The following is a 23,708-nucleotide window of genomic DNA, read 5'->3' on the forward strand; positions in this document are numbered from 1 at the left end:
CCTACTTCGATTTCGGACTCGTCGCCGGATCGAGAATGCTCGGTGCCACATCCACTGCGACCGCCCGCAATGTTTTGGTGAGCAGCAGCAGTGCCTCGTCGCGGGACAACCGGTCCCTGCGCAACCATTCGTCGACAGTGGTCTCCGCCATCGACTGAAAGCTTCGAATCAGCGCCCGCGCGGGCCGGGTGGCGCCGCCGGGCAGTTCGAGCAGTTCCGCCAGCCGCGCGGCCCAGGCCTCTCGCCCTTCTTCGAGGAGGTCTTCGATCTCTCTGTCGTTGTTGATCGGACCACCTTCGAAGATGGTCATGAACGTGCCGCGGTTCTCCCACACCGTGTCGAGCCATCGGTCGATGGTGTGGTGGATCCTTTCCTCGAGGTTTCCGTGCTGCCGCCGAACTCGAGGAATGGGTGGGAGCCGGGCGAAATTGCGGACTACCTCGACGTACAGCTCTCGCTTCGTGCCGAAGTGGTAGTGCAGGTTGGGGCGCCCGATTCCGGCGGCTTCGGCGATGTCCGCGGTCGATACCTCGGAGTAGGGGCGTTGTGAGAAGAGGCGCTGGGCGACCTCCACGATCTGCCGGCGGCGCTCGTCGCTCGCCATTCGAACGCGGCGTGACTTGGAGTCATCGGTAGTTGGAGTCGCAGCCATCAGTCCACCTTACTTGGGACGTCTCGACATTTATATTGACCGAATGTCAGTAAATGGTCCATAGTCAGTGGGGAATCAGGAGTTGTTACTGACTCTAAGACAGAAAGGTTTGCTGGTGTGACTGCCGAGGCATTCATCTACGACGCCATCCGCACGCCGCGCGGGCGCGGCAAGCAGGACGGTTCGCTCCACGGGATCAAGCCGGTTTCGCTGCTGGTCGGGCTGATCGACGGACTGCGCGAGCGGCACCCGGGCCTCGACCCCGCAGCGATCGAGGACGTCGTGCTCGGCGTTGTCAGCCCCCTGGGCGACCAGGGCGGATGCATCGCACGGACGGCCGCGATGGCTGCCGGGCTGCCGGAAACCGTTCCTGGGTTTCAGCTCAACCGGTTCTGTGGTTCCGGTCTGGAAGCGGTCAATGTCGCGGCCCAGAAGGTGCGATCCGGGTTCGAGCAGCTGGTGATCGGCGGCGGCGTCGAATCGATGTCCCGGGTGCCGATGGGTTCCGACGGTGGCGCCATGATGAACGACCCGGCCACGGCCTACGACACCTACTTCGTCGCCCAGGGCATCGGCGCCGATCTCATCGCTACGATGGAGGGCTTCTCGCGAGAGATTGTCGATTCCTACGCGGCGCGCTCGCAACGGCTGGCGGCCGGGGCCTGGGCCGACGGTCACTTCGGTCGCTCGGTGCTCCCCGTGCTGGATCAGAACGGCGTCACCGTGCTGGATCGGGACGAGCACATACGCCCGGGAACCACGGTCGAGGATCTGGCCGGTCTGCGTCCGTCGTTCGCGGCCATGGGGGACATGGGATTCGACGCCGTCGCGTTGCAGAAGTATCACTGGGTCGAGAAGATCGACCACGTCCACCACGGGGGCAATTCCTCGGGGATCGTCGACGGCGCGGCGCTGGTACTGATCGGGACCGAGCTGGCGGGCAAGACCTTCGGGCTCGTACCGCGGGCGCGCGTCGTGGCGTCGGCAGCCTCCGGCGCGGACAACACGATCATGCTCACGGGCCCGACCCCGGCGACGCGAAAGTTGCTGGCGCACACCGGGTTGACCGTCGACGACATCGACTTGTTCGAAATCAACGAGGCTTTCGCGGCCGTGGCGCTCAAGTATCGGAAGGATCTGGGCATTCCGGACGAAAAGCTCAATGTCAACGGCGGTGCCATCGCCATGGGCCACCCATTGGGCGCCACCGGCGCGATGATCCTCGGAACGATGGTGGACGAGCTGGAACGCCGCCAGGCCCGTCGCGCCGTCGTCACGCTGTGTATCGGCGGCGGCATGGGCATCGCGACCCTCATCGAACGAGTGTGACTCTCCACAAGAAAAGGAAGATCGACCCCGACATGAGCGACAACACCATTCGCTGGGAGTCCGGATCCGACGGCATCGTACTGCTGACCATGGACGATCCGGCTCAGTCCGCCAACACCATGAACGACCGCCACATCACCTCCATGCGTACCGTCATCGACCGGCTGGTATCCGAGCGTGACTCGATCACCGGGGTGATCCTGACCTCGGCGAAGAAGACCTTCTTCGCCGGTGGTGATCTCAACGACCTGATCACGACGCGCAAGGAGAATGCCGCCGAATTCTTCGCGGGCATCGAGGCGATCAAGGCCGACCTGCGTCGGCTGGAGCTGCTCGGCAAGCCTGTGGTCGCCGCGATCAACGGCGCCGCGCTCGGCGGCGGGCTGGAGATCGCTCTTGCTACGCATCACCGAATCACGCTGTCGGACAATCATGTTCAGATAGGCCTGCCCGAGGTAGGGCTGGGGCTGCTACCCGGCGGCGGCGGGATCGCACGCACGGTGCGGATGCTGGGTGTACACAAGGCGCTTACCGACGTCCTGTTGCAGGGCCCGCGGATGAGCCCAGCGCGGGCATTGCAGGTGGGCCTGGTCGACGAAGTGGTCGAGAGCCCGCAGGAGTTGCTCGCCGCTGCCCGCAAATGGATCTTCGAAAACCCCGCTCCGGTGCAGCCGTGGGACGTGAGGGGATATCGGATCCCGGGCGGCACGCCTGCCGAGGCAAGCTTCGCCGCGACCCTGCCGCTGGTGACAGCCGGCCTTCGCAAACAGCTCAAAGGCGCGAATCTGCCTGCGCCGCGCGCCATTCTGGCCGCCGCGGTCGAGGGTAGTCAGGTCGGATTCGACATGGCGTCCACCATCGAGTCGCGCTACCTCACCGAGCTGGCCACCGGTCAGGTCGCGAAGAACATGATCCAGGCGTTCTTCTTCGATATGCGGCACATCAAATCCGGGGGCTCCCGGCCCGAGGGCTATCCCGCGCATTCCTTCACGAAGGTCGCGGTGCTCGGCGCGGGCATGATGGGCGCCGGCATCGCCTACGTCTGTGCCCGCGCGGGCATCGAGGTGGTGTTGAAGGACACCAGCCTGGACGCCGCGAAACGCGGCAGGGATTACTCGGTCGCACTGGTCGAGAAGGCAATCTCCCGCGGACAGATCAGCCGGGAGCGGGGCGAGGAGATCCTGGGCCGGATCCATCCGACCGACGCGTACGCGGATGCTGCTGGTGCGGATCTGGTGATCGAGGCGGTCTTCGAAGACCCGGCGATCAAGGGCAAGGTGTTCGGCGAGATTGAGCCCGTGGTCGCGGGCGATGCTGTCCTGGGCTCGAACACCTCGACGTTGCCGATTACCGGATTGGCCGAAAGTGTCTCGCGGCCAGAGGATTTCATCGGAATGCATTTCTTCTCGCCGGTCGACAAGATGGCGTTGCTGGAGATCGTGGTCGGTGCGAAGACCAGTGACGCGACGTTGGCGAAGGCGATCGATCTCGCACACGCGATCGGCAAGACACCCATTGTGGTCAACGATCGGCGCGGGTTCTTCACCAGCAGGGTGATCATGCAGTTCGCCGCGGAGGCGCTGACCATGCTGGGCGAGGGTTTGGAACCGGCGTCCATCGAACAGGCTGGGGCTCAGGCCGGGTATCCGGCCCCGCCGCTTCAGCTCCAGGACGAGCTGACCCTCACCCTGGCCCGCAAGGCCAGGGAGGAGACCAAAGCGGCCGTGCTCGCCGCGGGCGGCGAGTGGTCCGAGAGCGGCTCGGACTCCGTCGTGGACCGCATGATCGACGAATTCGGCCGCGGTGGTCGTTCGAGCGGAGCCGGTTTCTACGACTACGTGGACGGCAGACGCGCCGGCGTGTGGACCGGCCTGTACGAGCACTTCCGCAAGCCCGGGTACGAGATTCCGTTCGAGGACATGAAGGAGCGCATGCTCTTCATCGAAGCCCTCGAAACGGTGAAGTGCTTCGACGAGGGCGTGCTCCGTTCGGTCGCCGACGCCAATATCGGCTCGATTCTGGGCATCGGATACCCGTCCTGGACCGGCGGCGTCGTTCAGTACATCAACGGGTACGAGGGCGGTGTCGCCGGATTCGTCGCCCGAGCCGAAGAACTGGCCGCGAAGTACGGCCCGCGGTTCGCACCGTCGGCGAGTCTGATTGCGGCCGCCGCGGCTGGGCAGTGGCCCGAAGCCGAAGGATCCATTTCCGCGGAGGCGGCCGTATGAGATCCGCGGTCATCATCGACATCGTGCGCACGGCGTCGGGCCGGGGCAAGCCCGGAGGTGCGCTGTCGGGCGTGCATCCGGTCCGGCTCCTGGCCGACACTCTGCAAGCTCTGCTGGCCCGCACCGATATCGACCCGGCCCGGATCGACGATGTGATCGCCGGCTGTGTCCAGCAGGTCGGCGAGCAGACCGGCAATATCGCCCGCGGTGCGGTACTCGCGGCGGGCTGGCCGGATTCGGTTCCGGGCACCACGATCGACCGGCAATGCGGTTCCAGCCAGCAGGCCGTGCATTTCGCCGCGCAGGGCGTCATGGCTGGCGTCTACGACATCGTGGTGGCCTGCGGTGTCGAATCGATGAGCCGGCTGCCGATGGGCACGGCAGCGATCGGGCAGAACCCGATCGAGCCACTGGCGGAACGCTTTCCCGAGGGGCTCGTCAACCAGGGGGTCGCGGCCGAGTTGATCGCCGCCCGATGGAAGCTCGATCGCGAGACCCTCGACGCCTACTCGGCGCGGTCGCACCAGCGCGCGGCGGCCATCGCCGCGGCGGGCGGGTTCGCGAACGAGATCGTGCCGATCACCGTCGGCGGACAGGTGCACGACAGTGACCAGACACTGCGGGCGCAGACCACGGCCGTAGGACTGGCGGCCTTGAAACCGTCCTTCGCCGACGATGCGCTCTGGGCGCGCTTCCCCGAAATCGCATGGAGCATTACCGCCGGCAACTCGTCGCCGCTCACCGACGGCGCATCGGCCGCACTGATCATGAGCGAGGAGCGCGCGGCGAGCCTCGGCCTGCGTCCACGGGCGCGCTTCCACGAATTCGCCGTCGCCGGTGCTGATCCGCTGCTCATGCTGACCGCCGTCGTCCCGGCTTCCCGGCAGGTGCTGGCACGCGCGGGCCTCTCGATCGACGATCTCGGTGCGTACGAAGTCAATGAGGCGTTCGCTCCTGTTCCGCTGGCTTGGCAGCACGAGCTGCGGGCGGATCCGGACAAGCTCAACCCACGAGGCGGCGCGATCGCCCTGGGGCACGCGCTCGGCGCATCCGGTGTGCGCCTGCTGTCCACCCTGGTGAACCACCTCGAGGCCACGGGGGAGCGATACGGGCTGCAAACGATGTGCGAAGGCGGCGGCCTCGCCAACGCGATGATCATCGAAAGGCTCTGATGCTCATGACGATCCGTGCTCATCGGCCCGAGGGGGCGAAATGAGCGGCCTCAATCCCTCGTCCGCCGCTCGGGATCCGATCCCGGTGCTGGGAATCGCGGCGACGCCGCTCGTCACCGAGAGTGACGCCGTTCTCGACGAACTGGTCTTCGACGCGGTATCGAATGCTTTGCGCGAAGCCGGAGTTCGCAAACACGAGCTCGGTATCTCGATCACCGCTTCGCTGGACGTCTACGACGGTCGCAGCATTTCCAGCGGTTTGACCAATGCCGCCAGTGGCGGTTATCTGGCGCAGTCGTACCGCATCGAGGGTGACGCCGGGCAGGCGATCGTCGCCGCCGCGCAGACCATTGCCGCGGGCGATGCCGACCTGGCGCTCGCTGTCGGCGTATACAACCCCGAGGTATCGGCGCCGGATCGGCGGCAGTTCCTCCAGCAGATTTCCAATCTCGGTTTCGAGCCCCACTTCGACCGGCCGGTCGGCCTGACCGCGGAGACGATGTTCGGCCTGCACGCCGGTTACCTGCTCGACTCCGGCCGGATCACCGAGGAGCAACTCGCCGCGCTCGCCGCGGCGGCGATCACCCGAGGCGCCGACCGCGCCCGGTCTGTCCGTACTACTCCGGTCGGCCCCGCCGAAGTCCTGGCTTCCGCGCCGGTCAACGGCGTGCTGCGTGAACTCATGTTGCCGGCCGAATGTACCGGCGCTATCGCCGTGGTGCTGGGATCGCTGGGCAGGGCGCGACGTGCCCGGTGCCCGCGCGCCGTACTCACCGGTTGGGGACAGTCGACCGGCGACACCACGGCCGGCGGCCAGTGGCTTGAAGATCCGGCAGCGGCCACGCGTCGCGCCGGGCAGGAGGCCTACGGCCGGGCAGGTCTGACGGCTCCCGGTGATCAAGTGCAGGCGCTCGAGCTCACCGCGGCGACCCCCGCTCTGCTCACGCCGATCGTCAACGCACTCGGCATGAGCAAGACGGGTGTCGAGGTGTCCCCGTCCGGTGGGGCATTCAGCGCGTACCCGGGCGTGGCCAACGGTGCACTCCGTGTGCTGGAAGCCGTGTCGTGGCTGGAGGAACACGGCGGGCGCGTCGTCTCGCATTCCACCGATCTGCTCACCGGACCGGTCGCGGACACCGCGACAGTCCTTGTCCTGGAGGAGGTTTGATGGCCACGCGGGCAGTGATCGCGGGGGTGGGTATCACCCGTGCCACCTCACCGCGCAAGCAGGAAAGCTCCTCGCTGGAGCTGGTGCAGGAAGCGGTGTGGGGCGCGCTCGCGCACTCGGGGGCCGCGTCGAATTCACTGGACGGGATAGTGATCGGCAATATCGACGGCTTCGAGGGCACCGTGCTCGGCGCCAAGCATCTCGTGCGCAGACTCGGCCTCGGCGCAGATCTGCCGGTGTCGATCATCAATACCGGCGGCACCACGGGCGGCAACCTGATGCAGCTCGCGGCACGGCAGGTGCGGTCCGGCGATCGCCGGCGCGTGCTCTGTGTGGGCGGTCCCACCTTCTACGGCGCGGAAGATCTGCAGTCGGCCATCAACACCAATTCGCCGATGATCGTCGAACAGCCGCTCGGCATGGGCGCGTACCACATGGGAGCGTTCTATCCGAGCGCGTACCAGCAGCGCTTCGGTGCGACCGTCGAGGATTTCGCGGTGAGCGTGGTGCAAGCGCACGAGCACGCGTCACGTAATCCCTACGCGCACTTGCGCAATGTCCTCAGTGTCGAGGATGTGGTGGCGGCGAAACCCCTGTCCTATCCCATGACGATGGCGATGGTCTGCCCGGTGTCCACCTCAGCCAACGCCCTGCTGGTCACGTCCGAGCAGAACGCCGCCGAGCTGCGTCCGCCGCCGATCGTCATCCGTGCGATGGCCACCTCCAGCGACCCGTATCTGGGTGGTGGGAAAAACGATTTCGCCGCCATGGAGAATCTTTCGATCCTGGCCCGGAAGGTCTATCGGCTGGCCGATATTCGAAACCCGCGCGAGGAAATCGACGTCGTCGAACTGTTCTCGCCGTACGCACCGATGCAGCCGATGCAACTGGAGGCCCTCGGATTCGCCCCGCCGGGCGGGGGCGTCGACCTGATTCGTTCCGGCGCAACCGGATTCGACGGTGACCTGCCGACGAACCTGTCCGGCGGCCCGCTGTGCACCAATGCGGGAGTTGCCGGTGAACTGGCCCCGTACGTGTACGTCGCCCTGCAACTGATGGGTGACGCACCGGAGGAGATACAGGTGGCCGGCGCCCGGCGCGGTCTCGCTCACGGCACCGGCGGCACCTTCTTCCAGTTCGAGAACCTCGCCATCCTCGAAAGACAGGAGCGCCCATGAACATCACGACGCAGCGGGTCCACTGGGACCTGAATTACGACATTCATCTGGGTGCGACCTGGGGCCGTTTCATGGCGGGGCTGACCGAACGGAGGATCCTGGCCAACCGCTGTCCGGACTGCTCCCGGGTCTTCGTTCCGCCGCAGGCATACTGCGAGTCCTGCTTCGTCCGCACCGGCGAGTGGCTCGAGCTGCCGCCCGAGGGGACCGTCGAAGCATTCACCGTGGCTTGGCAGAGCTTCCGCGGCGGCCCCACCCCGCCGTACGCGATCGCGGCGATCCGGCTCGACGGCGCGAGCACGATGCTCATGCATTACGTGCGGGGGGTGGATCTCGCCGATCCGAATTCCGTTCGCGGACAACTACCTCCGGGCACGCGGGTGCGGGCCGTCTGGGCGGCGGAACGCACCGGCCAGATCCTCGACATCTCGCATTTCGCGCCGATCTGAACAATTCCAGGAAAGAGGACTCGTGAGCACCGAGAGAGCTCTCGACGCGAAGGGACTCGCAGCCTATGTGCGCGAATTCCTGTGCGAGCACGACCCGGCCACCACCGACCGGCGGGAATTCCTCCGCGCCCGCTTCGACGCCGGGCTCGCCTGGGTGCACTATCCGGCAGGCCTCGGCGGACTCGGGCTGGATCCGGCGCTGCAGCCCCAAGTGGACGTTCTTCTCGCGGACGCCGGTGCTCCGGACAACCGGCCCGAGTTGAACTTCATCGGCCTCAATATGGCCGCGCCGACCCTTCTGCGCTTCGGAACTCCGGAGCAGCAGCGACGTTGGCTTCGCCCGCTGTGGACCGGTGAAGAACTCTGGTGCCAGCTGTTCAGCGAGCCGGGCGCCGGTTCCGACCTGGCCGATGTAGGGACGACCGCCGTCCGTGATGATGATGGCTGGATCGTCAACGGCCAGAAGGTCTGGACCTCGCTCGCACACCAGGCGGACTGGGCGATTCTGCTCGTGCGCACCGACGCGGCGCAGCCGAAACACCGGGGACTGTCGTACTTCATTTGCGACATGCACGCCCCCGGAATCGACGTCCGGCCGCTGCGACAGATCACCGGCGAAAGCGAGTTCAACGAGGTCTACCTCGATGACGTGCGCATCGCCGGCGATCATCTGCTCGGTGAGGTCGGCCTGGGCTGGACGGTTGCCGGTCACACCCTGGCGAACGAGCGGGTCGCGATCGGCGCGGGCACGATTCCGCGCGAGAGCGGCACGATCGGAACGTTGGTGCAGACCTGGCGCAATCGACCCGAACTGCGCCGGGCAGGTCTTCACGACCAGGTCGTGCAGTTCTGGGTCGAGGCCGAAGCCGCTCGGCTGACCGCCGAGCGCCTGCGTCAGCAACAGGCGGCCGGGCTACCGGGTCCCGAGGGGGCCGGAGCGAAACTCAGCCACGCTCGGTTGAACCAGCAGATCTCTTCGTTCGAGCTGGAACTCCTTGGCGCGGAGGGCCTTCGGTACTCCGACTACACAGCGCGGCGACCTGTCATCGTCGCCGACTGGGCCGAGGAGTCGGCCGGCTGGCGGTTTCTACGCGCCAAGGGCAACTCGATCGAGGGTGGCACCTCCGACATCATGCGCAACATCATCGCCGAGCGCGTACTCGGACTGCCTGCCGAGGCCCGGGCCGACAAAGATATTCCCTGGAAGGACCTGCCGCGATGACCGACATCACGACCCCGGCGACCGGTGACCTGCTCTATTCGGAGGTCGAGGAGGATTTGCGGGCGAGCGTGCGGGCGTTGCTCGGCAAACGCAGCCCCTGGGATGCGGTGCTCGCCCGAACGGAAAGCGACACGACCACCGATCTGGAGCTCTGGAACGCGCTGGCGGTCGAAATCGGTTGTGTCGCATTGGCTGTGCCGGAAGTCGCCGGTGGCGCCGGAGCGAGTTGGCGTGAAGCGGCGATCGTGGCCGAGGAACTCGGGCGGGCAGTTGCCGCCGTGCCCTTCCTCGGGTCGGCCGGCATAGCCGTAGCCCTGCTGCTCGAGCTCGGCCGGACCGATCTCCTCGGCGCGGTAGCGAGCGGAGCGACCATGGCGACGGTCGCGCTCCCGTTCAGCACCGCCGCGGGTGACCGCCTCGACGCGGTGCGAATCCGGGACGGAAGGCTTTACGGCACAGTGACTTCGGTCGCCGATGCGGCCGCAGCCGATATCCTCCTCGTCCCCGCGGGCGATGCCGTCTTCCAAGTCGCGGCCGACGCGGCCGGACTGCGCCGCACCGAGGTGGTGTCGCTCGATATGACTCGCCCCCTGGTGGACCTCCGCTTCGACGGCGTCGAGGCCGAACTCCTCGCGGCAGGCGAGCACATCCCGGAGGCAGTCGGAGCGTCACTGCGGATCGGCGCTGTACTGCTGGCTTCGGAGCAATTGGGACTGGCCGAGCGCTGCTTCGAGATGGCTATCGAATACGTGCGGATCCGACGTCAGTTCGGCCGCGTGATCGGCTCCTACCAAGCGATCAAACATCGGCTGGCGGAGCTCTGGGTGCTGCTCACCCAGGCGCGCGCGGTGGCGCGGTACGCGGCCGAATGCGCCGCGACCCGTTCCCCGGATCTGCCGGTCGCGGCAGCACTGGCCAAAGCGCACTGCTCTGCCGTCTCCCAGCGGATCGCGGAGGAATGCGTGCAGTTCCACGGCGGCATCGGGTTCACCTGGGAGCATCCGGCCCATCTCTATCTCAAACGCGCCAAGAGCAGCGCGATAGCGCTGGGCACACCCGAGCGGCATCGCGCGGCTCTCGCCGAACTGGTGGACATCGCGTTGCCCGATGTGGAGGCATGCCGATGAGCGCCGGCAAGCTCACTGGGCGCACCGCCGTTGTCACCGGGGGCAACAGCGGTATCGGCCACGCTCTGGCGGTGGGCCTGGCCCGCGCCGGCGCCGATATCGCGGTGTGGGCGCGCAATGCCGACCGGAGTGCGTCCGTGGTCGGGGAGATTCAGGCTCTCGGCGTGAAAGCGATTGCGGTGCAGTGCGATATCGCGGACGAACGATCCGTGGATACCGCGATGGATCGCACCGTCGCCGAACTGGGACCGCTCGGCTGTTTCGTGGCCAACGCGGGTATCGCCGAGGCCGCACCGATCACCGAGATGTCGCTCGATACCTGGCATCGGGTGCTGCGCACCAATCTCGACGGTGGATTTCTGTGCGGCCGTGCCGCCGCCCGTCGGTTTGTCACGCAGGGAGACGGCGGTTCGATCATCGTCGTCTCCTCGACGATCAGTCGTTACGGGGGCGCGGGGCAGGCCGCCTACGCGACCAGCAAGACTGGTCTCGTCGGGCTCGCCCGCACCATGGCGGTGGAGCTGGCCCGCCACCGGGTCCGGTGCAATATCTTGATTCCGGGCTGGACCCGCACCGCCATGAACTCCGATTTGCAGGCGGACGAACGGTTCATGCAGGCGACCACGGCGCGCACACCGGCGCGCCGGTGGGCCGATCCGGAGGAATTCTATGAGGTCGCAGCCTTTCTCGCGGACCCATCGCTGACCTTCCACACCGGCAACGAGGTCGTTGTCGACGGTGGCTACACGATCTTCTGAACGCGAGATCTGCTGACTGATAGTCAGTATTTGTCGTAGCAGTCCGCACCACCAGCGCTCATCCGCCGCACAATGCGGGCTACCTGTGTCCAATTCCTAACACTCTTGACTAAATGTCAGTAGTGGTTCAGGATGATTTCAATCTCGGATACCGCCTGTGAGCAGCTGTTGTCGCATCACTGAGCGAATCCTGCCGACCATTTATCAGTAGTCGGCCGCGGATTTGGAAGGAACAACAATCACCATGTCCATCCACAGCCTCTGTCTGCCGTTGTGGCCGAGTAATGAGGAAAAGGAGCTGCGGGCCGCCGTCGCGGGAATTGTCGGCCGGTTCGGTCACGAGTACTACCGGTCCAAGGCGGCAACCGGCGAACCCATGACCGAGTTGTGGGAGCGATTGGGGCAGGGGGGATATCTGGGGGTCGGCATCCCCGAGGAATACGGCGGCAGCGGCGCAGGGGTCACCGAACTCGCCATCGTGCTGGAAGAACTGTCCGCGGGCGGTTGCCCGGAACTCGCCCTGGTGTTGTCGCAGGGCATCGCGGGCAGCGTGCTGTCACGACACGGAACCGAGGCGCAGAAGCGCCGCTATCTGCCCGGAATCGCCAGCGGCACAGAGAAGTTCGTCTTCGCCCTGACCGAGCCGGACGCCGGTTCGAACTCGCACAATGTCACTACCTGGGCCAAGCGCGACGGCGATGACTGGATCGTGCGCGGCACCAAGTACTACATCTCGGGAATTGATCACTGCGACCATTTCCTGCTGGTGACACGCACCGGCACCGACGAACGGACCGGACGTGGGCGGCTCACCCTGTTCATCGTCGATGATCCAGCCGTTCGTGGCCTGAGCCGCCAGCTCATCCCGACCGCCCTCGGCGCTCCCGAACGTCAGTTCACCCTGTTCTTCGATGATGTCCGGCTGCCCGCCGAAGCCGTTGTCGGCGAGGTCGACAACGGTCTCGCCGCACTGTTCGACGGCCTGAATCCGGAGCGGGTGCTCAGCGCCGTCATCTGTCTCGGCGTGGGTCGTTACGCGATCGACAAGGCGGTCCGCTACGTCAAGGAACGCAATGTCTGGGGTGTTCCGGTCGGCACGTACCAGGGCGTCCAGCACCCCCTTGCCGAGGCTGCCATCGAGCTGGCCGGGGCCGCCGCGATGGTCTGGCGTGCCGCGGCCGAGATCGATGCCGGCCTGCCGGCGGGCGAGACGGCGAACATGGCCAAATTCCTCGCTTCCCGTGCGGGCTTCAAAGCTCTCGACGCCGCCATACAAATGCACGGCGGCAACGGCATGTCGCACGAGTACGGTCTGGCGGACCTGTGGGGCATCGTGCGGCTGCAGCAGGTCGCGCCGGTGTCGACGCAAATGGTGCTCAACCACATCGCGCAGCACGGCCTCGGGCTGCCGAGGTCGTACTGAGGAGTTGCGGGACATGACAATGACTCTCGACGAGTTGCGCGAACTCGAGGGAACGCGGCTGCGCGGTGGCGACCTCGTCATCGAACCGCACGAGAACGCGATGCTGGAGCGCGCCGTGCGCGCACCAGGGGGCGAGCCCGGCATCGCCCATCCGATGTGGTTCGTGGTGATCTCCTTGCGTTGCTCGGGGATCAGCGTGAGCGAGCTGTGCGAGCTGGCGGGCAAGTCCGAGGACGACACCCTCTTGTTCGGCAGGTGCGAGATCGAGCAGCGGGCAACGCTGAGCGTCGGGGCGCGCTACAGCGCGCAGGGCCGCATCGCCGCGACCGGCTCGCGCACCGCGCGCGACGGTTCGCGGCTCGACAACGTGGACGTGCGCTTGGAGATCTGTGATGGATCGGGGGCCCGCGTCGGCGCGGTGACCAGCGTCTATTTGTTCAAACGTGGAGGGGCGCAGTGACATTCGCGCACGGGGTGCGGGTCGGAACCCGGCTGCCCGAACGCCGGATCGCCGCGGTGAGCCCGGACCACATCATGATCGTCGCTCTTGTCCTGCGGGATTCGAATCCTATTCATTTCGACCCCGACGCGGTGACGCGTGCCGGGTTGGGCGACCGTGAAGTCAATCAGGGCGGCGCGACCATGGCCTACGTGCTGGATCTGCTCACGGAATGGGCTGGTACGCGCAGCGCCCTGCGCCGGATCGACTGCTCCTTCCGGGCCAATGTCTTCGCCGGAGACGATGTCATCGTCGGAGGCGAGGTCACCGCGGTGACCGAGGACGGATCCGGCCTGTCGGTCGAATGCGATGTGTGGGCCGACGTGGATGGCCGCCGCGCCATCCTCGGCAGTGCCACCCTCGCTCTGAATGAGGCGAAAACTACAGGCGTAGAACGGAATCGGCCATGATCGCACCCGGCGACTTCGACCCTGTCCGGATCATTCGTGATTTCGCCCGCGCCCGGCCGCACGACGTCGCGCTGCGCGGTGAGAGCTCGGTGCTGACGTTCGCCGAGCTGGACGCTCGGGCCGGCAGGGTGGCCCGAGCGCTCTCGCGGTCGGGCGTCACCCGTGGACAGCGCGTCGGATACCTCGGTCGCAACTGGCCGGAGTTCTTCGAGGTGCTGTTCGGATGCGCGCAGATCGGGGCGGTGCTCGCCCCGTTGAACTGGCGGTTGACCGCTGCGGATCTCGCCGAATTGATCTCGGACGCCGAGGCGCGGATTGTCGTGACCGACAGCGAGTTCGCCGATGCGGCGCCGCCCCGGGTGACCAGATTGATCATCGGTGCGGGCTACGAGGCATGGCGCGATGCCGAGAACCCGGTGGACTCGGCGATCGTCTCGGGACCCGACGACGCCTTCATCCAGTTCTACACATCGGGCACCACGGGCCTTCCCAAGGCCGTGGTCATCACCAACGGCAACCTGGCCCAGTTGTTCCATGCGGCTCGATACTGGCGTGTCGATGCGGAATCCGTTGTGTCCGTTGTGATGCCGCTGTTCCACATGGGGGGTTCGGCGTGGGCGTTCGTGGCTCTGTTCCGTGGGGCGCAATGCGTTGTCGCCCCCGAATTCGATGCCGCGGCCTTGGTCGCGGATATCGGACGGTTGAACATCACGAATGTGCTTGTCGCACCGTCGATGCTGCAGATGATGGTCGACGTCCTCGGCAGCGGGAAGGCGGAATTCCCGGCTCTGCGATCGATCGTCTACGGGGCCGCACCGATATCGATGCCGCTGCTGCGGCAGGTCCAGAACCGGCTCGACGCGCCGTTGATCCAGGTGTTCGGCCTGACCGAAACCTGCGGTGCCATCGTGCAACTGGAACCCGAGGATCACCACGGCGACCTGCTGACCTCGGTCGGCAAGCCATACCCGTGGGTGGAGGTCGAAATCCGCGATCCCCACACCGAGTCGCGGCTGCCCAGCGGCAGTGACGGTGAGATCTGGGTGCGTTCTCGGCAATGCGCCGAAGGATACTGGCGGCGCCCGGAAGCAACGGCGCGGCTTCGAGCCCCGGACGGCTGGCTGCGCACCGGCGATGTCGGCCATTTCGACGACTCGGGCTACCTGTTCATCACCGACCGGCTCAAGGACATGATCATCACCGGCGGCGAGAACGTCTACCCGGCCGAAGTGGAGCGGGTGCTCGTGACACATCCCCAGGTTGCCGAGGTCGCCGTTATCGGCGTACCCGACCGCACCTGGGGTGAAGCCGTCGCAGCGATCGTCGCGCTCCGCGAAGGGGCACAACTGGGTGAGGCCGCCCTGATCGATTGGGCGCGCCCCCGCATAGCCGGTTTCCGCCGCCCGCGCCGGGTTGTGATCATCGATTCCCTCCCGCGCAATCCGAGCGGCAAGGTGCTCAAAGGCGAACTGCGCCGGTACTTCCCGGACTGATCGTGACGACGGATATGGACCATCCAGCCAACTTCAGGAGCAAGAAATGAGTTCAGGAGCAGAGAAGATGAGTGCCGACAATGCCCGGACCGCCATCGTCACCGGAGCCGCACGCGGCATCGGCGCGGCCACCGCGAAGGCGCTGGCCGCCGCGGGATACGCCGTCGCGGTTCTCGATCTCGACGAGGCGGCATGCAAGACGGTCGTCGCGGAGATCGAGGTGACGGGTGGCCGTGCGCTCGCGGTCGCCGCCGACGTCTCCGATGAAGACGGTGTGGCTGCTGCGGTGCAGCGAGTTGCCGCCGACCTCGGTACACCCACCGTACTGGTGAACAATGCCGGGATCATCCGCGACAACATGCTTTTCAAGATGACCACGGGCGACTGGGACGCGGTGATGAACGTACATCTGCGGGGCGCGTTCCTGATGAGCCGAGCGGTGCAGTCCTACATGACGAGCGCCAAGTGGGGACGGATCATCAATCTGTCCAGCACGTCGGCGCTCGGCAACCGCGGCCAGGCCAATTACTCCGCCGCGAAGGCCGGTCTGCAGGGCTTCACCAAGACGCTCGCGATCGAGCTGGGCAAGTTCGGCGTCACTGTCAACGCGATCGCACCGGGCTTCATCGAAACCGAGATGACCGCGGCGACCGCCGCACGCATGGGACTGTCCTTCGAGGATTTCCGGGACGCGGTGGTGAAGCAGATCCCGGTCGGCCGGGCGGGCAAGCCCGAGGACATCGCGAACGCGGTCACCTTCCTTGCGGGGGAGGGCGCCGGATACGTCTCCGGTCAGGTGCTGTATGTCGCGGGCGGCCCGGCCGACTGATCTGTCAGAAGGACGAAGGATGATGATTTTCAATGGAATCGCCGAGCTGCCGTCCGCGGTCGGCACGCATCTCGGCTACGGCGATTGGCTGACCGTCACCCAGCAGCGGGTCGATCTCTTCGCCGACGCGACCGGCGACCACCAGTGGATCCACGTCGACCCGGAAGCGGCGGCCGCGGGGCCGTTCGGAGCCCCGATCGCGCATGGATTCCTGACGTTGTCGCTGGTGTCGCTGCTCACCGCGCAGATTTGGCGCGTCGAGGGATTGAAGATGGGAATCAACTACGGCTGCAACAAGGTTCGATTCCCTTCGGCGGTGAAGGTGGGTGACCGGGTCCGCGCCGGCGCGGAGCTCAGCACGGTCGCGCCGACTCCCGCGGGAACGCAGATGACGGTCACCGTGACCGTCGAGATCGACGGCGGCGCCAAGCCGGCCTGTGTGGCCGAATGGCTGCTGCTACTGGTGGATTGAGCTACCCGGGTAATGGCGGAACAGCGCGAATTGGAGGTATGAGCCATGCAATTCACCGAAATCGACTATGCCGTCGCGGACGGAACGGCAACGATCACCTTGGAACGGCCCGGCAGACTCAACGCATACACGTACCGGATGGCGCGTGAGATCGTTGCCGCGTGCGATCTGGCCGATGCCGACGACTCGGTTCGGGCCGTGATCGTGACGGGGCGAGGGCGCGCGTTCTGCGCGGGCGCCGACCTCGATCCCGAAGCGGGGGAGTTCGACCAGACCCGAAACGCCGTTCCGCTCTTCGACGACGGCACTCCGCGCGACGGCGGCGGCTACGCGTCCCTTCGTATCGCCGCCATGAAGAAGCCGGTGATCGGAGCGATCAACGGCCCCGCGATCGGGATCGGTTCGACGATAACCTTGCCGATGGACATCCGAATCGCTTCCGAGAGTGCGCGATTCGGATTCGTCTTCACTCGGCGCTGTCTGGTTCCCGAAGCCGCGTCGAGCTGGTTCCTGCCGCGGCTGGTCGGTATGTCGCGGGCGATGGAGTGGGTCACGACGGGCAGGACGTTCGGAGCGGCGGAAGCGCTCGCGGGCGGCCTGGTCTCCCAGGTGTGCTCCGATGACGCCTTACTCGATACGGCGAAGGCGCTCGCCGCCGAGATATCCGAGAACATCGCCCCGGTGGCTTTCGCCGCGGCCAAACAGATGATGTGGGCGATGTCCGAGCAGGGTGGTCCGTGGATCGCGCACCGGCTGGAATCGCAGGTGCTTCAGGCGCTCATCGGCTCCAAGGATTTCGCCGAGGGCGTGGCCGCGTTCCTGGAACGGCGGAAGCCTGTGTTCCAGCTCGGTCCCGCTGCCGACCTTCCCGCCATGATCCCGGCTTGGCCACGGCAACCGGGCTGACCGGCCGCAGGCCGGTTCATTTCGTCGGATCAGCGAGATAGAGGGTGTTCCAGATGATTTGGGTGAGGGCGGTGGCGAGCGTCTCGTCGTTCTCCGGATCGGAATTGCGGATCATCTGGTAGCAGACGCGTTCGACCATCCAGGTCAGGGCGTCGGCGATCTCGTCGGTGGGCATGGGGCGGATACGGCCGCTGGCCTGTCCGCGCTCGATGATCTTGCGAGTGGTGCTGCGGACGTCATCGATCAGTCCGTTGAAGACTTCGGCGATGCCCGCGTCGTAGGCGGCTTCCTCGACGACCGCGGACAAGATCAGACGTCGGCGTCGATAGGTCGCGAGCACGTTCTTCATCGCTTGCCGCAGGTCATCGGGATTGTTCCGCTCGGCGGCCTGCCACCAGGTCTTGGCTGCTTCGGATATCTCGGTGAGCGCCTGATGCGCCAGCCGGCGCAGGAGTTGGCCCTTGTCCTCGAAGTACAGATAGAACGACGCCCGGGAGATGCCGGCGGCCCCTGCCAGTCGATCGACGCTCAATTCGGCGAACGTCAGGTTCTGCTCGCCCATCAAGGTCTCGGCCGCATCGAGCAGCCGGCCCTCGAGGGCGATCCGCCTTTCTTGGCGCCGTGGCTGTGAACTGCGAGTCATCGGTGGCATCGGTGGCTCCAATCGCTCTGTGCGGCAACTTCGATTCTCGATCGCCGTGGGTATCCAGACCAGCCTAGACACCGGGTATGGACGCGATGTCCAGGCATGGGTGGAGCCGGTGACCCTGGATCAATAGTTGGACACAATGTCTGGACTATTCGTCCATACAACATGTCTTGACACACTGTCTAAGTATGGTTAGCGTCACATTCAGCGATGGTGGCCGCAAGGGCCGCATCCGCAACAACTTCGAATCGTCGTCACCGCGTCGCTCGTGAGCGAGCAGGGAGAGCGACGGCATTCAACGGTCATCGACAAGGGAGTCGGATGTATCCCGGTGCGTATGTTTCTCAATTTCCCGACAAACCGGCCGCGATCCTCGCTGCTACCGGCGAGGCGCTCACCTACCGGGATCTCGACCGGAATTCGGCGCGGTTGGCGCGGTTCCTCCACGATGCCGGGCTGCGCCGCGGCGATCACATTGCGGTGCTGGCCGACAATCACCCTAGGGTCTTCGAAATATATTGGGCCGCAATGCGTTCCGGCTTGTACATCACAGTCGTCAACTGGCACCTCACCCCCGCCGAGGCCGCTTACATCGTCGACGACTGCGGTGCCGGCGTCCTGATCGCGGCGGCGTCCCTGGCCCCCCTGGCCGAGCAGGTCGCCGATGACGTGTCGAACGTCCGTGTCCGCCTCGCCTATCACGGATCCGTTCGCGGATACGACTCGTACGAGGAGGCGGTGGACAAGTCATCGGCCGAACCGCTGCCGGACCAGCCGCGCGGATCCGACATGCTCTATTCCTCGGGCACGACCGGCCGGCCGAAGGGCATCAAACCCCCGCTGCCCGACTGCCAGGTCGACGAGCCGGGCGACAGCTACGTCGCGGTGTTCGGGCAGATGTACGGCTTCGATCGGGACAGCGTGTATCTGTCCCCGGCCCCGATCTACCATGCCGCCCCGCTGCGGTTCAGCGGCGTGGTGCAGGCGCTGGGCGGGACCGTGGTGCTGATGGAGCGTTTCGACGCCGAGGAAGCGCTGGCGATGATCGAGCGATATCGGGTGACCCACAGCCAGTGGGTCCCAACGATGTTCGTGCGCATGCTCAAGCTGCCCGATGGCGTCCGCGGCCGGTACGACCTGTCGAGCCTGCGCGTCGCCGTGCACGCCGCCGCGCCCTGCCCGGTCGAGGTGAAGCAGGCGATGATCGACTGGTGGGGGCCGGTGTTGTACGAGTACTACTCGTCGACCGAGGGCAACGGGATCACCTTCATCTCCCCCGGGGAGTGGCTGCGTAAGCGCGGTTCGGTCGGCCGGGCCGGCGTCGGAACCATCCGCGTCTGTGGCGACGACGGCACCGTGCTGGCGACGGGCGATACCGGGACGATCTACTTCGAGCGCGACACGCCGCCGTTCGTCTACCACAACGACCCCGAGAAGTCCGCGCGCACAAGGCATCCGGTTCATTCGACCTGGACCACCACCGGCGACCTGGGCTATGTGGACGATGAGGGCTACCTGTTCCTCACCGACCGTCAGGCATTCATGATCATCTCCGGTGGGGTGAACATCTATCCGCAGGAGATAGAGAACTCACTCGCTCTGCACCCCAAGGTTTTCGACGTCGCCGTGATCGGTGTACCCGATCCGGAGATGGGCGAAGCCGTCCTGGCGATCGTCCAACCCGTCGAGCATTCCGACTCCGGTCCGGAACTGGCGGACGAGCTTCAGAGCTACCTCCGCGAGCGGGTCGCCGGTTTCAAGGTGCCCCGTCGCATCGAATTCACGCGCGACCTACCGCGCACACCCACCGGAAAGCTTGTCAAGGGCAAGCTGCGTGACCTCTACCGGTAAACCCGGCTACCTGATCCACCTTAGGAGAGAACAATGCTGATCAAAGCCGCAGTGCTGCGCGCCCACGACAAGCCGTACCAGATCGAGGACCTCGAGCTGGCGGAGCCGGGCCCGGGGGAGATCCGAGTACGGATCGCCGGTACCGGGATGTGCCACAGCGACCTGCTGCCGCGGGTGCCGAACTACGTCGCCAAACCGCCGATCATCACCGGGCACGAAGGCTCGGGGGTGGTCGAGGCGGTCGGCTCCGGCGTCACCGGCCTCGAACTCGGCGACCACGTCGTGCTGTCCTTCGATTCCTGCCGGACCTGCGCCAATTGCCAGTCCGCGCAGGCCGCCTATTGTGACACCTTCCTCGCCAGGAACCTCATCGGAGTCGGCGTCGACGGTTCCAGCCCCGTCACCGACGCGGACGACAAGCCGGTTGCGTCCCGCTGGTTCGGCCAGTCGTCCTTCGCCACCCATGTGCTGGCATCGGCACGCAACGCCGTGCGGGTCTCGAAGGATCTGCCCTTGGAACTACTCGGCCCGCTGGGCTGCGGCGTCCAGACCGGAGCCGGTTCGGTGCTGCTGGCGCTCGATGTCCGGGCAGCGTCGAGCATTGTGGTGTTCGGAGCGGGTGGTGTCGGCCTGAGCGCGGTGATGGCGGCGAAGGTGGCCGGTGCGGCCACCATCATCGCTGTCGACCTCAATCCCGCTCGGCTGGAACTGGCTCGGGAACTGGGCGCCACGCATACGTTCGACGGTACCGACGAGAATCTGGTGGCGGCCGTGCAGGAGGCCACCGGTGGCGGCGCGCACTACAGCCTCGACACCACCGGCCTCCCAGCGGTGATCTCCACGGCGATCCGGGCGTTGCGGTCTACCGGAACCTGTGGCCTGGTGGGCATCCAGCGCGGTGATCTGGTGATCGACCCGTCGGACCTGGCTGTCGGCCGTACGGTCACCGGGATCATCGAGGGCAGTGCCGTCCCACAGGTTTTCATCCCACAGCTGATCGCGCTGTGGGAGCAGGGTCTGTTCCCGTTCGACCGGCTCATCCAGACCTTCCCCCTCGACCGCATCAACGAGGCCGAACAGGCGACCCTGTCCGGCGCGGTTGTCAAACCGGTACTTATTCCCGCCTGAAATCTTTCGCAGGACAGCGGATTTCGATCAAAAGGACGCTCAGCATGCGTGAATACGACTCCTTCTACATCGGCGGGAACTGGGTCCGGCCGATGGGCGAAAACACTCCGATCGCCGTCATTTCCCCCACAGATGAGCAGCGGTTCAGCACCGTGCCGTCCGCCGGCCCCGCGGACGTGGACCGCGCGGTCGCCGCGGCGCGCGGCGCGCTGGCCGCGCCGGAATGGGCCGGGCTCACCGCCGAGCACCGAGCCGCGCTGCTGGAGCGGTTGGCCGATGAGTTGCAGAAGAATCTCGCCGATCGTGCGGCGCTGACCACCCGGCAGAACGGAATGCCGATCGCGGTGGCGACTTTCGCCGAGGGCTCGGGGCCGGTCGGACTGCTGCGGTATTACGCCGCCCTCGCCCGGACCATCGCCTTCGAGGAACGCCGACCGCGCGCCGACGGCTTGGGCGACACACTGGTCCGGCGTCAGCCCGTCGGCGTGGTCGCGGCGATCGTGCCCTGGAACTTCCCGCAGGCGCTGACCATGGCCAAGGTGGCGCCTGCCTTGGCCGCGGGGTGCACCGTGGTGCTCAAGCCCGCCCCCGAAACGTCCTTGGACGCATTCGAACTCGCGGCCGCCGCCGAGCGAGCGGGGTTGCCCGCCGGTGTACTCAATGTGGTCTCCGGCGGCGTCGACGCCGGCGAGCACCTCGTCGCCCATCCGGGAGTGAACAAGGTCGCCTTCACCGGATCCACCGCGGCGGGCCGTCGCATCGGCGAAGTATGCGGACGCCTGTTGCGGCCGGTCACCTTGGAGCTCGGCGGCAAGTCCGCGGCGATCGTCCTCGACGACGCCGATCTCGCCGACACCATCACCGGCCTGGCAACAGGTTCGCTACTCAACAATGGCCAGACCTGCTACCTGTCCACCCGAATCCTCGCCCCGCACAGTCGGTATCGGGAAGTCGTCGATGCGGTCGCCGGTCTCGCCAACGCATTGACAGTCGGCGATCCCATGGATCCGGCCACCCATGTCGGCCCCCTGGTGAGCCGACGACAGCGCGAGCGGGTGGAGTCCTATATCGCCGCGGGGAAAGCATCGGGTGCCCGGGTCGCGGCGGGAGGCGGGCGACCGGACCGAGAACAGGGATGGTTCGTCCAGCCCACGGTCTTCGCCGACTCGGACAACACCTCGGTGATCGCCCGCGAGGAGATCTTCGGCCCGGTGCTGACCGTGATCCCCTACGGCGATATCGACGAGGCCGTGGCGATCGCCAACGACTCCGAATATGGTCTCGGCGGCACGATTTGGACCTCCGACCCCGAGAAGGGAGTCGAGTTGGCGCGGCGAGTCGAGACCGGCTCCATCGGCGTCAATTTCTACAACCTGGACATCGGTGCGCCCTTCGGCGGGGTGAAAGCCAGTGGACTCGGCCGGGAATTCGGCCCGGAGGGGCTGAACGCCTACGTCGAACTGAAGTCGATCTATCTTTCCCCGCGGGGGACCGCACGATGAATGCTCTCATTTCCACGCGCCCCTACGATGCGATCGACCTGTCCACGCGCGCGTTCTGGTCCACCACCGCAGCCGATCGCGAGCGGAGTTTCGCGGTCCTGCGTGAGCAACGGCCCGTCAGTTGGCAGCGCCCCCCGGAGTCGTTGCAGCAGAACCCGGATGCCGTGGGCTTCTGGGCGGTCGTGCGCCATCGCGACATCGTCGAAGTCAGTCGCCGTCACGATGTCTTCATCTCCGGTAAGGGCGTGCTGTTCGCCGACATGCCCGAGGAGGCGCTCGAAGCCACCCAGTCTTTCCTCGCCATGGATCCGCCACGGCACACCAAGATTCGCAAATTGGTCAGCGCGGCCTTCACCCCGAGGCAGGTCAAGCGCATCGAGGAGCAGATCAAGACCAATGCCGCGGCGATTGTGCGCGAGCTCGCCGCCGCCGGCAGCGGGGTGGATTTCGTGCGCCGGTGTTCCAGCCTGCTTCCGTTGCGCACCTTGGCGGATATGGTCGGTATCCCGGAGGATCGCCGTGTGGAAGCGGCCGAGGCCGCCAACGATCTCGTGTCACTGAACGATGAGGTGCACCTGGCCGGGCGTGATCCGCTCGGGCTGCTCGTGGTCCAGACCATGTACCTGCACCAACTGGCGCTCGAGATGGCCGAGCGGCGGCGGGCCGATCCGGCGGACGACCTCATGACCAACCTCGTGCAGGCCGAGATCGATGGGGAGCGGCTCACCGACAAGGAGATCGCCGCGTTCTTCGTCCTGCTGTGCGTCGCCGGTAACGACACCACCCGCCAGACCACGAGCCACGCCCTGCGGGCCCTGACCGACTTCCCGGAACAACGGGAGTGGCTGATGGCCGACATCGACGGCCGGATCCCCACTGCCGTCGAGGAATTCGTGCGCTGGTCCACGCCGGTGATGACGTTCCGCCGCACCGCCGTCGCCGACTACGAACTGGGCGGCCGGGTGATCAAGGCCGGTGAGAGGGTGGTCATGGTCTATCCCTCCGGCAATTGGGACACCTCGGTCTTCACCGACCCCGACCGGCTCGATCTGAGCCGTGATCCGAACCCGCACTTGGGTTTCGGCGGCGGTGGCCCCCACTTCTGCCTCGGCAATCATGTCGCCAAAACTCAGTTGCGCGCGCTGTTTTCCGAACTGCTGCGCAATATTCCGGATATTCGGGCCGGCGCGCCCGAGTACCTCGTCGGCGACTTCATCCACGGCGTCCGCGCGATGCCGTGCGAATTCGGCGCGTGAAGGAGTC

The 23,708-nt window shown here is 66.2% G+C and carries 22 protein-coding genes; 20 read left to right on the forward strand and 2 right to left on the reverse strand.

What is annotated here, in order from left to right; genetic code table 11:
• Window position 1: 1 nt before the first annotated feature.
• Window positions 2-652, reverse strand: a complete 651-nt coding sequence (locus NY1_RS01800; RefSeq protein ID WP_084534535.1) for a TetR/AcrR family transcriptional regulator — start codon at window positions 650-652, stop codon at window positions 2-4.
• Between the two features lie 117 nt (window positions 653-769).
• On the opposite strand from NY1_RS01800, the gene NY1_RS01805 reads away from it, so the two are divergent.
• From NY1_RS01805 to NY1_RS01880, 16 genes are all read left to right on the forward strand, one after another.
• Window positions 770-1,981 carry an acetyl-CoA C-acetyltransferase gene (locus NY1_RS01805; protein WP_067707103.1) on the forward strand — a complete coding sequence of 404 codons (1,212 nt, stop codon included), beginning with the start codon at window positions 770-772 and terminating at the stop codon, window positions 1,979-1,981.
• Between the two features lie 32 nt (window positions 1,982-2,013).
• Window positions 2,014-4,209, forward strand: a complete 2,196-nt coding sequence (locus NY1_RS01810) for a 3-hydroxyacyl-CoA dehydrogenase NAD-binding domain-containing protein (protein ID WP_067707106.1) — start codon at window positions 2,014-2,016, stop codon at window positions 4,207-4,209.
• The gene (locus NY1_RS01815; RefSeq protein ID WP_067707109.1) at window positions 4,206-5,381 is read left to right on the forward strand and encodes a thiolase family protein; all 1,176 of its coding nucleotides are present in this window, start codon (window positions 4,206-4,208) and stop codon (window positions 5,379-5,381) included. Before NY1_RS01810 ends, NY1_RS01815 begins: the two co-directional genes overlap by 4 nt.
• Window positions 5,382-5,421: 40 nt before the next feature.
• Window positions 5,422-6,549 (forward strand): beta-ketoacyl-[acyl-carrier-protein] synthase family protein, encoded by a 1,128-nt coding sequence (locus tag NY1_RS01820; protein ID WP_067707111.1) that lies wholly within the window; start codon window positions 5,422-5,424, stop codon window positions 6,547-6,549.
• Complete coding sequence (locus NY1_RS01825) at window positions 6,549-7,727, forward strand: thiolase family protein (RefSeq protein ID WP_067707114.1); 1,179 nt, start codon at window positions 6,549-6,551, stop codon at window positions 7,725-7,727. Before NY1_RS01820 ends, NY1_RS01825 begins: the two co-directional genes overlap by 1 nt.
• Window positions 7,724-8,176, forward strand: coding sequence for a Zn-ribbon domain-containing OB-fold protein (locus NY1_RS01830; protein WP_067707117.1), 453 nt, complete (start codon window positions 7,724-7,726; stop codon window positions 8,174-8,176). Before NY1_RS01825 ends, NY1_RS01830 begins: the two co-directional genes overlap by 4 nt.
• A gap of 22 nt (window positions 8,177-8,198) precedes the next feature.
• Entirely contained in the window at window positions 8,199-9,398 is a 1,200-nt protein-coding gene (locus tag NY1_RS01835; RefSeq protein WP_067707120.1) for an acyl-CoA dehydrogenase family protein, read from the forward strand.
• On the forward strand, window positions 9,395-10,525 hold the full coding sequence (locus tag NY1_RS01840; RefSeq protein WP_067707123.1) for an acyl-CoA dehydrogenase family protein: 1,131 nt from the start codon (window positions 9,395-9,397) through the stop codon (window positions 10,523-10,525). The genes NY1_RS01835 and NY1_RS01840 overlap by 4 nt, the downstream gene beginning before the upstream one ends.
• Window positions 10,522-11,283, forward strand: coding sequence for an SDR family NAD(P)-dependent oxidoreductase (locus NY1_RS01845; protein ID WP_067707839.1), 762 nt, complete (start codon window positions 10,522-10,524; stop codon window positions 11,281-11,283). The genes NY1_RS01840 and NY1_RS01845 overlap by 4 nt, the downstream gene beginning before the upstream one ends.
• 265 nt (window positions 11,284-11,548) lie before the next feature.
• Window positions 11,549-12,706 (forward strand): acyl-CoA dehydrogenase family protein, encoded by a 1,158-nt coding sequence (locus tag NY1_RS01850; RefSeq protein ID WP_067707842.1) that lies wholly within the window; start codon window positions 11,549-11,551, stop codon window positions 12,704-12,706.
• A 13-nt stretch (window positions 12,707-12,719) separates the two neighbouring features.
• Window positions 12,720-13,166 (forward strand): hypothetical protein, encoded by a 447-nt coding sequence (locus NY1_RS01855; RefSeq protein WP_067707126.1) that lies wholly within the window; start codon window positions 12,720-12,722, stop codon window positions 13,164-13,166.
• Window positions 13,163-13,615, forward strand: coding sequence for a MaoC/PaaZ C-terminal domain-containing protein (locus NY1_RS01860; protein ID WP_067707130.1), 453 nt, complete (start codon window positions 13,163-13,165; stop codon window positions 13,613-13,615). The genes NY1_RS01855 and NY1_RS01860 overlap by 4 nt, the downstream gene beginning before the upstream one ends.
• Window positions 13,612-15,108, forward strand: a complete 1,497-nt coding sequence (locus NY1_RS01865) for an AMP-binding protein (RefSeq protein WP_067707133.1) — start codon at window positions 13,612-13,614, stop codon at window positions 15,106-15,108. The genes NY1_RS01860 and NY1_RS01865 overlap by 4 nt, the downstream gene beginning before the upstream one ends.
• A 67-nt stretch (window positions 15,109-15,175) precedes the next feature.
• Window positions 15,176-15,937 (forward strand): 3-oxoacyl-ACP reductase FabG, encoded by a 762-nt coding sequence (gene fabG / locus NY1_RS01870; RefSeq protein ID WP_067707135.1) that lies wholly within the window; start codon window positions 15,176-15,178, stop codon window positions 15,935-15,937.
• 19 nt (window positions 15,938-15,956) lie between these two features.
• Window positions 15,957-16,409 (forward strand): MaoC family dehydratase, encoded by a 453-nt coding sequence (locus NY1_RS01875; protein ID WP_067707138.1) that lies wholly within the window; start codon window positions 15,957-15,959, stop codon window positions 16,407-16,409.
• Between the two features lie 45 nt (window positions 16,410-16,454).
• Window positions 16,455-17,315 (forward strand): enoyl-CoA hydratase-related protein, encoded by an 861-nt coding sequence (locus NY1_RS01880; protein WP_067707140.1) that lies wholly within the window; start codon window positions 16,455-16,457, stop codon window positions 17,313-17,315.
• 16 nt (window positions 17,316-17,331) lie between these two features.
• Here the strand turns inward: NY1_RS01880 and NY1_RS01885 are convergent, their stop codons facing one another.
• On the reverse strand, window positions 17,332-17,967 hold the full coding sequence (locus NY1_RS01885; protein WP_067707143.1) for a TetR/AcrR family transcriptional regulator: 636 nt from the start codon (window positions 17,965-17,967) through the stop codon (window positions 17,332-17,334).
• A gap of 318 nt (window positions 17,968-18,285) precedes the next feature.
• On the opposite strand from NY1_RS01885, the gene NY1_RS01890 reads away from it, so the two are divergent.
• From NY1_RS01890 to NY1_RS01905, 4 genes are read left to right on the forward strand one after another with little or no spacing between them, the layout of a single operon-like run.
• Window positions 18,286-19,815, forward strand: coding sequence for an acyl-CoA synthetase (locus NY1_RS01890; protein ID WP_067707145.1), 1,530 nt, complete (start codon window positions 18,286-18,288; stop codon window positions 19,813-19,815).
• A gap of 33 nt (window positions 19,816-19,848) precedes the next feature.
• The gene (locus tag NY1_RS01895; protein ID WP_067707148.1) at window positions 19,849-20,943 is read left to right on the forward strand and encodes an NAD(P)-dependent alcohol dehydrogenase; all 1,095 of its coding nucleotides are present in this window, start codon (window positions 19,849-19,851) and stop codon (window positions 20,941-20,943) included.
• A gap of 44 nt (window positions 20,944-20,987) precedes the next feature.
• Complete coding sequence (locus NY1_RS01900) at window positions 20,988-22,445, forward strand: aldehyde dehydrogenase (RefSeq protein ID WP_067707150.1); 1,458 nt, start codon at window positions 20,988-20,990, stop codon at window positions 22,443-22,445.
• Entirely contained in the window at window positions 22,442-23,701 is a 1,260-nt protein-coding gene (locus NY1_RS01905) for a cytochrome P450 (protein ID WP_067707153.1), read from the forward strand. The genes NY1_RS01900 and NY1_RS01905 overlap by 4 nt, the downstream gene beginning before the upstream one ends.
• Window positions 23,702-23,708 lie beyond the last annotated feature (7 nt).

Source organism: Nocardia yamanashiensis NBRC 100130 (assembly GCF_001613325.1).
GTDB lineage: Bacteria > Actinomycetota > Actinomycetes > Mycobacteriales > Mycobacteriaceae > Nocardia > Nocardia yamanashiensis.

Coding starts and splice junctions, on each gene's coding strand:
- NY1_RS01800 (WP_084534535.1), bottom strand. CDS start 652: ATGGCTGCGACTCCAACTACCGATGACTCCAAGTCACGCCGCGTTCGA.
- NY1_RS01810 (WP_067707106.1), top strand. CDS start 2,014: ATGAGCGACAACACCATTCGCTGGGAGTCCGGATCCGACGGCATCGTA.
- NY1_RS01815 (WP_067707109.1), top strand. CDS start 4,206: ATGAGATCCGCGGTCATCATCGACATCGTGCGCACGGCGTCGGGCCGG.
- NY1_RS01820 (WP_067707111.1), top strand. CDS start 5,422: ATGAGCGGCCTCAATCCCTCGTCCGCCGCTCGGGATCCGATCCCGGTG.
- NY1_RS01825 (WP_067707114.1), top strand. CDS start 6,549: ATGGCCACGCGGGCAGTGATCGCGGGGGTGGGTATCACCCGTGCCACC.
- NY1_RS01830 (WP_067707117.1), top strand. CDS start 7,724: ATGAACATCACGACGCAGCGGGTCCACTGGGACCTGAATTACGACATT.
- NY1_RS01840 (WP_067707123.1), top strand. CDS start 9,395: ATGACCGACATCACGACCCCGGCGACCGGTGACCTGCTCTATTCGGAG.
- NY1_RS01845 (WP_067707839.1), top strand. CDS start 10,522: ATGAGCGCCGGCAAGCTCACTGGGCGCACCGCCGTTGTCACCGGGGGC.
- NY1_RS01855 (WP_067707126.1), top strand. CDS start 12,720: ATGACAATGACTCTCGACGAGTTGCGCGAACTCGAGGGAACGCGGCTG.
- NY1_RS01865 (WP_067707133.1), top strand. CDS start 13,612: ATGATCGCACCCGGCGACTTCGACCCTGTCCGGATCATTCGTGATTTC.
- fabG (WP_067707135.1), top strand. CDS start 15,176: ATGAGTGCCGACAATGCCCGGACCGCCATCGTCACCGGAGCCGCACGC.
- NY1_RS01875 (WP_067707138.1), top strand. CDS start 15,957: ATGATGATTTTCAATGGAATCGCCGAGCTGCCGTCCGCGGTCGGCACG.
- NY1_RS01880 (WP_067707140.1), top strand. CDS start 16,455: ATGCAATTCACCGAAATCGACTATGCCGTCGCGGACGGAACGGCAACG.
- NY1_RS01885 (WP_067707143.1), bottom strand. CDS start 17,967: ATGCCACCGATGACTCGCAGTTCACAGCCACGGCGCCAAGAAAGGCGG.
- NY1_RS01890 (WP_067707145.1), top strand. CDS start 18,286: ATGTATCCCGGTGCGTATGTTTCTCAATTTCCCGACAAACCGGCCGCG.
- NY1_RS01895 (WP_067707148.1), top strand. CDS start 19,849: ATGCTGATCAAAGCCGCAGTGCTGCGCGCCCACGACAAGCCGTACCAG.
- NY1_RS01900 (WP_067707150.1), top strand. CDS start 20,988: ATGCGTGAATACGACTCCTTCTACATCGGCGGGAACTGGGTCCGGCCG.
- NY1_RS01905 (WP_067707153.1), top strand. CDS start 22,442: ATGAATGCTCTCATTTCCACGCGCCCCTACGATGCGATCGACCTGTCC.